We start from the raw sequence: 13,335 nt of genomic DNA, 5'->3' as shown, positions 1-13,335 counted from the left end.
TAGTTTGTTTAATTTAATGAAATCAAAAGCTTTTGGAACTATATTTATTTCTATTTTTTTGCTGCTGATCAGTTCGACACTGACTGCAGCAGTTAATGATCCTCAGGTCGAAATTGGTAATATAACCAGGATTAAGGGACAGCGTGTTAATCAGTTAATTGGCTATGGTATTGTAGTTGGATTAAACGGAAGTGGTGATTCCAATAGAAGTCAGGCTACAGTTCAGAGTGTTGCCAATATGCTGCAGAATTTTGGTGTTAATGTAACAGATAATCAGGTTGCAAGCCAGAATATAGCTGCAGTTATGGTAACTGCAGAGCTGCCACCTGTGGCTCATAATGGTGACCCAATTGATATTACAGTAAGTTCGATTGGTGATGCTGATAGTTTACAGGGAGGAACATTATTATTAACACCTCTTCAGGCTCCAAATGGTGAAGTTTATGCTTCTGCTCAGGGTCCACTTTCTGTCGGTGGTTACAGTGTAGGCGGTAGTTCTAATTCAGAACAGCAAAATCATCCTACTGTTGGCAGAATACCTGGAGGTGCTCTGGTAGAAAAAGAAATTAATTCTAGCCTGGATAAAAATCAACTGACTTATGTACTTGCCAATCCAAATTTTAAAACTGCCAGTCAGATTACAACAACAATTAATAATAATTTTGGTCAGGGTACAGCCCGGGCATTGAATGACTCAACAATTCAAATTTCAAAACCAGCAAACTTTAACCAGGGAATGGTTAATTTTATTGCCCAGGTGAACAGCTTAAAAGTGACTCCTGCTGTTGAAGCCAGAGTTGTAATTGACGAAAAAACTGGTACTGTTGTTTTCAGTCATAATGTTCAGATATCTACTGTAGCAGTTGCTCATGGTAATCTCTCAGTTAGTATTTCTACTCAGGAAAATGTATCGCAGCCACCACCACTTAGCCCGGGAGAAACTACTGTGACTGAGGATGTTAAGATTAAAGTAGATGAAGGCCAACAGGGTAATATGATGGTTGTAAGTCAGGAAAATACTATTGAAGATCTTGTGACAGCTTTAAATGCTATTGGTGCAACTCCGCGGGATATTATTTCAATTATCCAGAAAATTGATGCTGCTGGGGCGCTGCATGCAGAATTAATAATTCAGTAAATAGTCGAAATAAAATAACTGGTAGGAAAACGAGGTGTAAGAATGGTTAAACTCAATAGTAATTATCATCAACTGGCTCAGTATCAGCTTAATAAACAGCAGAATCTGAAGTCAGAAAATAGTATTAAAACTTCTGCTGGAAAAGAAGAAAATCTGGAAAAAGCTGCTCAGGAGTTCAGTTCTATTTTCATTGAGAAAATGTTTGCTTCAATGAAAAAAACACTTGCTGATGATAAAATGCTTGATGGTGGTTATGCAGAAGATGTTTTTTCGGATATGTTGTACCGAGAATACAGTCAGATGGCAGGAAAGCAGGGAATGTTGGCTGAACTTAATCAGGCTCTGGTTGAGCAGCTTAAAAACACCTAACTTTTAACTGAATTGATATCAAATATTTTGACAATTTATTCTGGCTGATGTATAATATTAGGTAATTAGAAAAGCTAATAGAGATTAGCTTAAAATTAGTTGAGATTAGTAAAAAAATAAAAAGGAGAGATGAGTTGAGATGAGAATTAGTACAAAAGATTTAGCACAGGCGGCTTTGTTGGTGGCGATTGGATTTATTTTACATGCATTTTTCCCTCCAATAGTGATGGGAATGAAGCCTGACTTTGCTCTGGCAATGATGTTTATTTTATTGATTATCAAACAGGATTTTAAATTGGGCTTTTTAGTTGCAGTATCTACTGGTATTTTTACTGCTTTGACCACAGGTTTTCCTGGTGGACAGGTAGCAAATATGGTAGATAAACTATTAACATTTATGATAGTTTATCCTTTAATACCAATTATAGTAAAATTACCATCGAGAAAATTATCTACAGGTATTATTACAGCTTTTGGTACTCTTTTGAGTGGTTGTATATTCTTGGGTACAGCTGCATTGCTAGTTGGATTGCCTGGTCCCTTTACGGTTTTATTTTCGACAGTAGTAATTCCAGCAGCAGCAGTTAATACTATTACAGCAGTAATTGTATTCAGTGTAGTTGATTTTGCAATGGATGTAGAAGTTAAAGGAGCCAAAAACGAAGTTGTTTAGTTGAAAATTTAATTTTTATTAACCTCTCATTTAAGTTGAGAGGTTATTTTTTTGTCAAAAAAATAAAAATTTAATCTAATTTTAATCTTATTTAGTTGCATACTCAACTAATTTCTGTTATAATTTTAGCAAGATAGTTGAGAGCGCAACTAAATTTAAAAGAGGTGAGAAAATGAAGATAGATGCTCCAATCGGAAAATGGATAGCAAAATTATATAAAGATCATGATCAATATGTAGATAATTTATTGGAAGATTACAAATTAAATTATAGTGAAGCGAATTTACTGGTTTACTTATATAAGGATGGTGATGGAATTAATCAGAGTAAATTAAAGGATAATTTAGCTGTAGATAAAGCTACTATTTCTCGGGCTATTAATTCGCTGATTGATAAGAAATATTTAAAAAAGAAAAGTTCGCCTGAGGATGGTCGAGTAAATTTAATCTACTTAACTGAAAAAGCTAATGCAGTCCAGGAAGAAATAAATAGAATTTATCAGCAGTGGTTCCAAATTTTCATTGATGAAATTGGAGAAAGAGAGGCAAAAAGAGTTTTAGATAATATAGAAAAAATGTATTATATAGTTAAAAATAGAGATAATTAATTTTTGTCATTTATAATTTTTGTTTTTGCACAGGAGGCCAAATAATGAAAAAAATATTAAAACACGACAGACTAATAATTACTATAATTGCAATAATAACTTTATTTTTTGCTTTTCAGCTGCCGAAGATTGAAATTGATAATGATATTATGACTTTTTTACCGGATAGTAATAAGTCGGTTATTGTAAATAATAAAATGGAAGATATTTTTGGATCAAGTGAAAATATGATAGTGGCTGTAAAAGTTAGAAATGGAAATATCTTTACTTCAAAAAATATCAAACTGATTGATCAAATGACTGAAGAATTAGAAGCGATTAAAAATGTCGATGAAGTTACATCTTTTAGTAATTCTGACTATATAGAGGGAACTTCTGAAGGGATGGTTGTTGAAGAGCTGGTAAAAGAAATCCCGGAGAGTGAATCTGAAATAACAGATTTTAAATCAAGATTATTATCCTGGGATTTTTATAAAAATAATCTTTATTCTAATAATTTTAAAGCAACACAGCTATTAGTTAGTTTAAAAGATGGTATTTCTGCTGAACAGGAAGATAATCTTTATTATGATATAAAAGAAATTACTAATAAATATGAGCAGGAAAATTTAACAACCTATATTGCTGGCACATCTGCAATTAATGTACTTCTCGGCGATAAGATGATTGAAGACGTTAAATATTTGATCCCTTTTATAATCTTAATATTATTTCTTGCTTTATTTTTGTTTTTTAGAAAAATTTTACCTGTTATCTTAATAATGCTGACAGTTAGTATTAGTACGATCTGGTCAGTAGGATTAATGGCAATGCTGGGAATTAAAATGACACTTGTTTCTACTGTCATACCGGTTTTGCTGCTGGCGGTTGGCAGTGCCTATGGTATTCATATTTTGAGTCATTATTATGATTATCTTGCAGCGGAAAAAGGAAAAATAAGTCTTCAAAGGCGCCAGGAAATTGTGATGAAGACTGTAGACAGTATGGGAAAACCTGTTTTACTTGCAGGTTTAACAACTGTAGCCGGTTTTGGTTCGCTGGCTACAAGTAAGATAGTTCCAATTAAGAATTTTGGTTTATTTACTGCTCTTGGTATTTTAGTAGCTTTTATAATAGCAATTTTAATGATTCCGGCTTTATTGCTGGTTATTAACAGAAGGAATAATAATTCTAATGATAGAAATTATTCTGAGGTAAAACACTTTGAAAAGCTAATTATAAAACTGCATAATTTTTATTCACAAAAAAGTATCAGTTTACTTCTAATAATTTTTCTGATAGTTATTGTTTCACTGGTTGGAATGGATAAAATAATTATTGATAGCCCTTTAATTAATATGTTTAAAGAAAATACAGAAATTCGTCAGGCAGATAAATTTATTAATAATAATTTTGCTGGCTCATCAATTTTAACTGTTCTGGTGGAAGGAAATGAAAAAGGTAGTTTAACTAATCCTGAAATTTTAAAATCGATGGAAGAAATGCAGAATTATTTAATGGCAAATAATCAGGAAGTTGGTAAAGCTTCTTCAATTAGTACTTTTATTAAAAGAATGAACAGGGTTATGCATTATCCTTCAACTGCAGCTGAGAATAATCAGGAAGCTGCTGGCACAGAAAAGCAGGATCAACAAAATTCTGATGGAGAAAGTTCCAGTTTTTATAAGGGATCTGATAATAATGCTGAGTCTGGCATTTCAAGCTTTTACAGCAACTCAGAAAAAGAAAGCTCAGCTGGTACTTCAAGCTTCTACAGTGAGTCAGAAAACAGTTCTGAAACTAGCAGCTCGAGTTTTTACAAAGAGGATCAGAGTAAACAGTCAGAACAGAATAATTCTGAGGCTGTGATTGAAAATAAAGGTCCTGATACAAAAAATAATTTAAGTGAGTATGAATTAGTCTCACTTTTAAACAATGCTTTAGCGGAAGCTGATAGTCTTAATCTAAGTTCAGAAGAATTTGTTGGTCTAATAAATAAGAAATTAAATTATAAGGGGGCCAAATATAATGAAATACCCTATGATTTAAGCAAATATCCGGTTCAGAACAGGCAGGGTTTAAAAAATCTTGTTTCTCAGTATTTGCTTTTATATTCAGGTAGTCTGGATGATATGATTAATGATCAGCTGGAACCTGATAAGGCTAGAATGCTGATTCAATTAAATAATCCCAGTAATATTGTTACTGCTAGAATAAAACAGGATATTTTAGATTATGGTAAGGAAAACTTTCCAGAAAACTATAATCTTTCAGTAGCCGGGCATGCTAATATGTCTCTGGCAGCAAATGAGTTAATTATAGGAAGTCAGATAAATAGTATAATAGTTTCCTTTATAATTGTCTTTATAATTGTTGCTCTTGCTTATAGATCCATAATTGCAGGTATTTATGGTGTTATACCGCTGGCATTTTCTCTGTTAATTAACTTTGCTTTGATGGGATATACAGGTATAAAATTAGATATCGGTACAGCAATGGTTGCTTCTGTGGCTATAGGTATTGGAGTAGATTACACTATTCATTTTCTGGATAAATATCACGAAAATAGATTAAAAACTGATGATTTACATCAGGTAACTAGAAACACACTTATCAGTACCGGTAAGGCAATAATCTTTAATGCTTTATCAGTTGCTGCTGGATTTTTAGTCTTATTATTTTCCAATTTCTATCCTCTGGTATATTTAGGATTATTAATTGCAGTGACTATGTTTACTTCATCACTGGCTTCTATGACTATTTTACCATTGATATTAAAAATATTTAAACCCAAGTTTATTTCAAAAAAATTATAAGCCAAAGCAAAATCAAAGGAGGAATTAAAAATGAAAAAATTAAAAAGTAATATTTTAATAACAACTATTCTGCTTGTATTTATTATAAGTGGTAGTGTGATGGCAATGAGCGGTAGAGAGGTAATGGAAAAAGTTGATCAAAGGAATACAGGTGAGAGCAGACATGCACTAATGGGAATGGATCTAATTGATAAAAATGGTGAAGTTAGTCCCCGAGTAATTGAAGTCTGGTCAGAAAAATATGGTAATCCAGCTGATGATCTTGATAAAACAGTAATGGTTTTTCATGAGCCTTCCTCTGTCAAAAACACTCGTTTTTTACAGGTGCAGAACACGGAAGCTGACGATGATCAGTGGATTTATTTACCGGCTCTGGGTAGAGTAAGACGTATTTCAGCTTCTCAGGGTGGAGATTCCTTTATGGGGTCAGATTTCAGCTATGATGATATGAAATCCAGAGAGATTGATAATTTTACTTATAAAATTCTCAAGGAGGAAGTATTGGGAGATTACGAGACTTATGTTGTTGAAGCAACTCCTAAAAACCCTGAAGATGAACAGTATAAAAAAACAGTTTCCTGGATTACAAAAAAACATTTTATCCCGGTCAAGGTAGAAATGTATGATAAAAAGACTGGAGAACTGTTTAAAAGAATGACAGTTGAACAAAATATAGAAAAAGTGAATGGTATCTGGTCTATTTTTTCAACCACAATGGAAAATTTAGAGAGTGGTCACAGCACAAGATTGTATATTAAAAGTAGAAATAATAATTATCTCTTAGAATATAACAAAGATATAGCTGACAGCATGTTTACTCAGCAGTTCTTAAAAACTGGCAGATAAAAAGGAATGATTTTTCCTTTATATTTTAACTTTTCCTCACCTTTGTTTTACTAACTACATTTTCCGGGGGAGGGAGGTGAGGAAAGTTTTAATTAATCAGTATTTTTTACAATAAACTTAATTGGATACAGAGGTGAAATTATGTTAACAAATATTAAAAAGATTACATTTATTTTATTAATAATTATCGTTCTTTCCTCAACAGCAGTAATTGCCTTTGATGATGGTAGTTTTTACGCTGAACAAAAAGAGACAGCAACAACAATTATTGGTGATCTAAAACCTGAAATTAGAGTTTTTGATGATGGAGATTTAGAAAGAAATTTAAGTGGTAACCTTGATATAAGTTATCCTGGCAATAAACACAGTTTTCAACTTATAACTGATTTTCAGATTGGGGCTGCTAAAGAAATTGAATTTAACGAATTAAACTATCAGTATTTTGGCAATAAATACAGTTTATTGCTGGGAAAACACAGAGTAATCTGGGGCAAAGGAGATCAACTTCATGTTTTAGATAATATAAATCCGGAAGACTTAAGTGATTTTTATAACCCTGATTATAAAGATCGTCAGATTGGGGAAGAAATGATTAAAATTGATAGATATTTTAGAAATGGCAATGCCAATCTTGAGTTTATCTACACGCCAGATTTTGAGGGGCACCGGCTGGCAGAAGATCCTGATAGTCCACTCGGCAACTGGATAATCAATCCTTTTGCTGATAAGATTTCAATCTCTGCACTTAAGTCAGCTACTAACTACAGTGAAACAGAAATTATTAGGCAGGTAGAAGCTGCAGTTAAAGAGGAAGAGCAGCAGTTTGGTCTGCGCTTTACTGATACCAGAGGTGGTACAGATTATGGCTTCAGCTACTACCACGGATATTTAAGAGAACCAAGTTATGATCCTGCGGCATTTAATACAGGTTCAAATCCATTTACAAATAACCCGGCGCAAAATAGAGATATATTTAGTCAGCTACTGGATGCTGCTGATCTTCACTATGATCAGGTTGATGTTTTTGGTTTTGAAATGGCCCGAGTGATTGCCAGTATTAATAGTCGCTTTGAACTGGCATATTATAATACAGATGACAGTTCAGGTAATGATCCAACAATTAGAAATAATAAAGTTGCCTGGGTTATTGGTGGAGACAGAGATCTACCAATCAGTAATTTAAATCTAAATATTCAATTTACAGGTGAGAAAATTTTAGATGACAGCCAGATTGAGGCCAATAATGCTGCAGATTTACAGTATAATCAAGATGGAGATTATTTGACAAATAGAGCTGTAGTTAAACTGGAAGACAGCTATCAAAATGAAAAAATAATACCTCAAATCACCTGGGTTTATAACTTAAGTGATCATGATTATTCTCTGGAAAATGCAGTAGAATATGAGTTAAAACAGGATTTGGTAATGAAATTTTCTCATAAAATATTTAATGGAGATCAAAATACTGATTTTGGTCAGTTTGATGATAATGATTTCAGTTCAATTTCTTTACATTATAGTTTTTAATTAAAAAGTTAAGTTTTAATTCCCTATAGTTAAAAAAAGGCTAAAATTTCTGCCTAAATGGAGTAATTTTAGCCTCATAGTATTTAATCAAGAAAAATTATTGATAAAAGAATTTTCAGAAGTGTAAAGTAGTTGACATTTAGCAACTGGCTGGGTATAATAGTTTTGTGAACTTTTTACAAATAATTTTAATAAAGTTGAATAGCAGGAGGTGAATGTTTAAATGGCTCATGTAATTGCAGATGGTTGTATTATGTGTGGTGCCTGTGCACCAGAATGCCCTGTAGAATGTATCAGTGAAGGTGATACAAAATATGAAATTGATGCTGACGAATGCATCGACTGTGCAGCCTGTGTATCTGTTTGTCCAGTAGATGTTATCAGCCAGGCATAAGTTTATAAATTTTTGAAAAAACCGGGGGGATTCTCCGGTCTTTTTCATTTTAAAAAATCAAAATTTTAATTTTATTTAAAAAAGAAGCTAGAAATTAAGCAGGATTTAATTCTCTTTTAGAGAAATATACATAAAGGTAGATTATAACTATTAAATTAAGGAGATGAGCTTTGGATGCGGGAATTAAAGAAAATTGATCCGGAAATAGCAGAAATTATTTCAGAAGAAGAGAAGAGACAGGCTCAAAATATTGAATTAATTGCTTCAGAGAATTTTGTTAGTTCTGCTGTGATGGAGGCAGCTGGTTCTGTTTTAACAAACAAATATGCAGAAGGTTATCCTCATAAAAGATATTATGGTGGCTGTGAGGTAATTGATAAGGCAGAAGAACTGGCGATAAAAAGAGCAAAAGAATTATTTGGTGCTGAACATGCTAATGTACAGCCTCATTCTGGTTCACAGGCAAATCAGGCAGTTTATTTTTCTCAGGTTCCAAAAGGTGGCACAATACTGGCAATGGATCTTACTCACGGTGGCCATTTAACCCACGGTAGTCCTGTTAATATGTCAGGTAAGTATTATGATTTTATTCACTATGGTGTAACCAGAGAAAAAGAAATTATTGATTATGATCAGGTAAGAGCTCTTGCTGAAAAACATCAACCTGATTTAATTGTAGCCGGTGCCAGTGCCTATCCCAGAGTCATTAACTTTAAAACATTTAAAGAAATTGCCGATTCGGTTGGCGCATTATTTATGGTGGATATGGCCCATATTGCCGGTTTAATAGCAGCTGGATTACATCCCAACCCAGTAGAAACTGCAGACTTTGTTACAACCACTACTCATAAAACTTTAAGAGGAACCAGGGGTGGTATGATTCTCTGCAAGGAAAAATATGCAAAAGATATTGATAAAGCAATTTTCCCTGGACTGCAGGGAGGTCCGCTGATGCATATTATTGCTGCTAAAGCCGTTTCTTTTAAAGAAGCACTGACAGATGATTTTATGGAATATCAGCAGCAAATTATAGATAATGCACATACACTGGCAGAAGAATTAAAGGGTTATGGAATGAGACTGGTTTCTGGCGGCACAGATAATCATATGATGCTGGTTGATTTAAATAATATGGAAATCACGGGTAAAGAAGCAGAAGAAGCCTTAGATAAAGTTGGAATTACAGTAAATAAAAACACAATTCCATTTGAGACCAAAAGTCCTTTTGTTACCAGTGGAATTAGAATTGGAACCCCGGCAGTTACAACCAGGGGTATGAAAGAAAAAGATATGAAAAAAATCGCAGAATTTATCTTTGATGCTTTAAAAAATCTTGAAAATGAAGACAAATTAAAAGAAATGAAAAAAGAGGTTCATGCTTTTTCTGCTCAGTTTATGGAGTAGATTATATATAAGCTAATAATTAATGGGCCGGGGAAACCCGGTCATTTTTTTAGAATATAAGAATATAAGAAAAGGTGATATTATGGATATTAAAATGATAGTATTTGATCTGGATGGAACTTTACTGGATATTGATCATCAGCTGCATAATAAAACAATTGAGGCAGTTAAAATGATTAGAAATAAGGGGATTAGAACTCTGGTTGCAACCGGTAGAATGTATTGTTCTGCTAAACCACATACTGATAAACTGGAGATTGTAGATCCTATAATTACATATAATGGTGCGCTGGTGGTTGATCCTTCAACCCAGAAAGAGATTTTCCACGCCCCAATACCTTTCGAAATTGCTAAAAAAATCACAAAAATGGTTGTCGAAAACAATTATCATCTGCAGCTATATATTGATGATAAGCTCTATGTAGCAGAGGAAAATAAATTTACAGATCGTTACGAAGAGATTTCTGGAATTAAAGCCAATGCTGTTGGTCGTCTGGATGATTTTCTTGAGGCTGAACCTACCAAAATGTTAATAATCGAAGAGGATGAAGATAAGCAGGTTGAGATTAATCATTTTTTAAATGAAAATTTTGCTGAAGAGATTGAACTTTCTTCGTCCTATCCCTCTTTTATTGAAATAACAAAAAAAGATATGTCTAAAGCAGTTCCGGTTAAGAAACTGGCAGCAGATTTCAATATTAAACAGGAAGAAATTATGGCTTTTGGAGATGGTTTAAATGATCTTAAAATGATCGAATGGGTAGGTAAAGGTGTGGCTATGCAGAATGCACATCCCGAATTGCAGGAACATGCTGATGATACTGCACCAGATCACGATGAGTTGGGAATAGCTCGCTATTTAAAACAGCATTTTAAACTTGATCTTGATTTAAATAATTAGGCTGCTCCTTAGATTATGCATTTTCCAACTATTTATGTTATAATTTAAGATAGTGATTAACTTTAATATTGGTTGCAATTTGGAGGGATTTATTTGGAAATTTTTTCGATTTTAAAATCAACATTTAAAGATTTTTATGAAGACTTATTTAAACTGGTTTTGCTTAGTGTAGCCTGGTTTGTAATAAGTTCAGTACTTTTATTTGCTGTTTTTATTGGGCTGACCAGTGGCTGGTATTTAATACTTTTGTTACCCTTAGTTTTTTTGGGACCAGTATTTTTGACTTCACTTTATGGGACCAGTCAGATTTTAGAAGAGGGAAGTATTGCTCTTAAAGCACTTTTTTCATATTTTAAAAATAATTTTTGGCGTGGATTTTTAGTTTTTTTAATCTCGGTTATTTTATATATAATTTTTGTGGTTGATCTACGCTTCTTTTTGTTAAAAGGACAGGAAAATATATGGCTTTTGGCTTTTGCTTTTTTATTTGCCTATTTATTGATCTATTTTTCAATTTATCAGGCTTATTTATGGGGACTTTTAATTATTCAGGGTGAGAGACCATTAAAGGACATTTTTAAAAATGCAGTAATTCTCAGTCTGGATAACATTATATTTTCACTGCTCTGGTTTCTAGCAATTTTCTTAATTAGTGTAATTTTATTTGTTACAGGTATTGGTCTGCCAGCTGGATTTATTGGGATTATTGGTATTCTGATTCTTCAGGGAACAAAAGAAATGCTGGCAAAATATTAAAATATAAATTTAAGCTATAAATTGAGAGGGGAATAATTAATGAAAGAATATTATTTGGGTCTTGATCTTGGTGGAACAAAAATTTTAACAGGTCTTGCTGATAGTGAAGGAAAGATAATTACCAGATCACGCAGAGATACAGAAGCTGATTTAGGTGAAGATAAAATAATAGAAAATATGATAGCAACTATAGAGGATGTATTAGAAGAGTCAGATGTTAGCAAAGATCAGATTATAACTCTGGGTATTGGCAGTCCGGGCCCGCTTGATTCGAAAAAAGGGATTATAATTGAAAATGCAAACCTCCCCTGGAAAAATGTGCCTCTGGTTGAAAGAATGGAGTCGGCGTTGGGGATTAAAACCCTACTGCAGAATGATGCTAATGCTGCTGCTCTGGGTGAAAAATGGTTTGGAGCAGGGAGAAATGTTGAAAATATGGTCTACATAACTATCTCTACCGGTATAGGTGGGGGAGCTATTATTAATAAAGAGTTATTTACAGGGGTTAATGATAATGCCTGTGAAATTGGACATACAGTTATTGATCCTAATGGTCCACTCTGCGGCTGTGGAAACCACGGTTGTCTGGAAGCTTTTTCTTCTGGTACATCGATTGGCAAGAGAGCTAAAGAAGCAGCGGCAGCTGGTGAGAGCAAAGAAATGCTGGAACTGGCAGATAATATAGTTGAAGATATTGATGCGGTAATCTGTGCCCAGGCTGCTTATCAGGGAGATCAGGTGGCTAGAGATATCTTTAAAAATGCAGGCTATCATCTTGGGATTGGACTCGGTAATGTTGTAAATACTTTTAATACAGAGATGATAATTCTCGGTGGTGGAGTTATGAAGGCTTCCGATTTATTTTTAGATGAAGCAATAAAGACTATGGAGGATATTGCTCTGGCGGGTTCTCTGGAGATGGTTACAGTTAAGGAAGCTGAACTTGGATCTGATATTGGTTTGATGGGAGCTATAGCTGTAGCAATGGAAGATAGGTTAGTAAAAAATGATTGATGAAGATAAAGTATTAGTTCTTGATATTTTTAATCGTTTTGATCTTGAAATTAAAGCCGGACGCTCTGGCATTAAAAGAGAGGTTAAAGTAAGTGATATTAAGAGACCAGGAATTGAGCTTGCAGGTTTCTGGAAGCACTTTGTCCCCGAGCGGGTTAATTTGATAGGAAGAACCGAATTGTCTTTTTTGCGGGGGCTTGATGAAAAAATATTAAAAAAAAGAATTGAAGAATATGTAGATTATAATCCAGTCTGTATTATAGTTGCCAGAGGAGAGCATATTCCCGATTATTTACTGGAAAAAGCAAATCAAAATGGTATTCCAGTTCTTTCCACAGAAATTTCGACAACCAGATTTAGCAGTATGCTTTTAAACTATCTGGAAGAAAAATTGGCGCCTGTTAAGGTTATTCATGGTGTCTTAGTAGATATTTATGGTATTGGTGTTTTAATTAGAGGCCAGAGCGGAATTGGTAAAAGTGAGACTGCTATCGAACTGGTTAAAAGAGGACATCGTCTGGTTGCTGATGATATTATTGAAATTAAAAAAATTGGTGAGCTGCGACTTAGTGGTACTGCTCCCAGTAATTCGCGCTACTTTCTTGAAATGAGAGGTATTGGTATTATCAATGTAAAAACTCTGTTTGGGGCTGGAGCAGTAAAACATGACTCTCCAATTAATTTAACCATTAAATTAGAAAAATGGGAAGAGGGAGAGGAATATGAAAGACTTGGTATTGACAGTCGTAAAACAGAAATTATGGATCTTGAAATTGATGAAATAGTGATTCCAGTCAAACCAGGGAGAAATCTGGCTCTAGTTTTAGAGGTTGCAGCTATGAATTATAGAATGAAATCAATGGGCTATAATGCTGCAGTTGATTTTACAGAGAATATAATGAAAAGATAAA

Annotated in this window: 13 protein-coding genes; all 13 read left to right on the top strand. The window is 33.6% G+C overall.

Going from position 1 to position 13,335, the window contains the following annotated elements; genetic code table 11:
• Positions 1–4 precede the first annotated feature (4 nt).
• The 13 genes from BW929_RS05720 to hprK all read left to right on the top strand — a co-directional run bounded on the left by BW929_RS05720 (position 5) and on the right by hprK (position 13,334).
• Positions 5–1,138, top strand: a complete 1,134-nt coding sequence (locus BW929_RS05720) for a flagellar basal body P-ring protein FlgI (protein ID WP_234978067.1) — start codon at positions 5–7, stop codon at positions 1,136–1,138.
• A gap of 42 nt (positions 1,139–1,180) precedes the next feature.
• Entirely contained in the window at positions 1,181–1,507 is a 327-nt protein-coding gene (locus tag BW929_RS05715; protein ID WP_076544412.1) for a rod-binding protein, read from the top strand.
• A 139-nt stretch (positions 1,508–1,646) separates the two neighbouring features.
• Complete coding sequence (locus BW929_RS05710; RefSeq protein ID WP_084566105.1) at positions 1,647–2,180, top strand: tryptophan transporter; 534 nt, start codon at positions 1,647–1,649, stop codon at positions 2,178–2,180.
• A gap of 172 nt (positions 2,181–2,352) precedes the next feature.
• Positions 2,353–2,787: a MarR family winged helix-turn-helix transcriptional regulator gene (locus BW929_RS05705; protein WP_076544411.1), complete on the top strand. Its 435-nt coding sequence runs from the start codon at positions 2,353–2,355 to the stop codon at positions 2,785–2,787.
• Positions 2,788–2,831: 44 nt separating this feature from the next.
• Positions 2,832–5,582, top strand: coding sequence for an efflux RND transporter permease subunit (locus tag BW929_RS05700; protein ID WP_076544410.1), 2,751 nt, complete (start codon positions 2,832–2,834; stop codon positions 5,580–5,582).
• Between the two features lie 30 nt (positions 5,583–5,612).
• Positions 5,613–6,428 carry an outer membrane lipoprotein-sorting protein gene (locus tag BW929_RS05695; protein WP_076544409.1) on the top strand — a complete coding sequence of 272 codons (816 nt, stop codon included), beginning with the start codon at positions 5,613–5,615 and terminating at the stop codon, positions 6,426–6,428.
• Between the two features lie 141 nt (positions 6,429–6,569).
• On the top strand, positions 6,570–7,955 hold the full coding sequence (locus BW929_RS05690) for a hypothetical protein (RefSeq protein WP_076544408.1): 1,386 nt from the start codon (positions 6,570–6,572) through the stop codon (positions 7,953–7,955).
• A gap of 223 nt (positions 7,956–8,178) precedes the next feature.
• Complete coding sequence (locus BW929_RS05685) at positions 8,179–8,349, top strand: DUF362 domain-containing protein (protein ID WP_076544407.1); 171 nt, start codon at positions 8,179–8,181, stop codon at positions 8,347–8,349.
• A 174-nt stretch (positions 8,350–8,523) separates the two neighbouring features.
• A complete protein-coding gene (locus BW929_RS05680; RefSeq protein ID WP_076544406.1) occupies positions 8,524–9,753 on the top strand; it encodes a serine hydroxymethyltransferase in 1,230 nt (409 codons plus the stop codon).
• Between the two features lie 82 nt (positions 9,754–9,835).
• Positions 9,836–10,654, top strand: coding sequence for a Cof-type HAD-IIB family hydrolase (locus BW929_RS05675; protein WP_076544480.1), 819 nt, complete (start codon positions 9,836–9,838; stop codon positions 10,652–10,654).
• Positions 10,655–10,747: 93 nt separating this feature from the next.
• Positions 10,748–11,410, top strand: coding sequence for a YesL family protein (locus BW929_RS05670; protein ID WP_076544405.1), 663 nt, complete (start codon positions 10,748–10,750; stop codon positions 11,408–11,410).
• Between the two features lie 39 nt (positions 11,411–11,449).
• Positions 11,450–12,424, top strand: a complete 975-nt coding sequence (locus BW929_RS05665) for an ROK family protein (protein ID WP_076544404.1) — start codon at positions 11,450–11,452, stop codon at positions 12,422–12,424.
• Positions 12,417–13,334 carry an HPr(Ser) kinase/phosphatase gene (gene hprK / locus BW929_RS05660; protein WP_076544403.1) on the top strand — a complete coding sequence of 306 codons (918 nt, stop codon included), beginning with the start codon at positions 12,417–12,419 and terminating at the stop codon, positions 13,332–13,334. The genes BW929_RS05665 and hprK overlap by 8 nt, the downstream gene beginning before the upstream one ends.
• Position 13,335 lies beyond the last annotated feature (1 nt).

It is taken from the genome of Halanaerobium kushneri (assembly GCF_900156285.1).
GTDB lineage: Bacteria > Bacillota > Halanaerobiia > Halanaerobiales > Halanaerobiaceae > Halanaerobium > Halanaerobium kushneri.
This window is presented reverse-complemented; position numbering and strand designations above follow the sequence as displayed.

Bases quoted from the DNA above. Each gene is read 5' to 3' on its own strand.
- BW929_RS05715 (WP_076544412.1), top strand. From the start codon at position 1,181: ATGGTTAAACTCAATAGTAATTATCATCAACTGGCTCAGTATCAGCTT.
- BW929_RS05710 (WP_084566105.1), top strand. From the start codon at position 1,647: ATGAGAATTAGTACAAAAGATTTAGCACAGGCGGCTTTGTTGGTGGCG.
- BW929_RS05705 (WP_076544411.1), top strand. From the start codon at position 2,353: ATGAAGATAGATGCTCCAATCGGAAAATGGATAGCAAAATTATATAAA.
- BW929_RS05700 (WP_076544410.1), top strand. From the start codon at position 2,832: ATGAAAAAAATATTAAAACACGACAGACTAATAATTACTATAATTGCA.
- BW929_RS05695 (WP_076544409.1), top strand. From the start codon at position 5,613: ATGAAAAAATTAAAAAGTAATATTTTAATAACAACTATTCTGCTTGTA.
- BW929_RS05690 (WP_076544408.1), top strand. From the start codon at position 6,570: ATGTTAACAAATATTAAAAAGATTACATTTATTTTATTAATAATTATC.
- BW929_RS05685 (WP_076544407.1), top strand. From the start codon at position 8,179: ATGGCTCATGTAATTGCAGATGGTTGTATTATGTGTGGTGCCTGTGCA.
- BW929_RS05680 (WP_076544406.1), top strand. From the start codon at position 8,524: ATGCGGGAATTAAAGAAAATTGATCCGGAAATAGCAGAAATTATTTCA.
- BW929_RS05675 (WP_076544480.1), top strand. From the start codon at position 9,836: ATGGATATTAAAATGATAGTATTTGATCTGGATGGAACTTTACTGGAT.
- BW929_RS05665 (WP_076544404.1), top strand. From the start codon at position 11,450: ATGAAAGAATATTATTTGGGTCTTGATCTTGGTGGAACAAAAATTTTA.
- hprK (WP_076544403.1), top strand. From the start codon at position 12,417: ATGATTGATGAAGATAAAGTATTAGTTCTTGATATTTTTAATCGTTTT.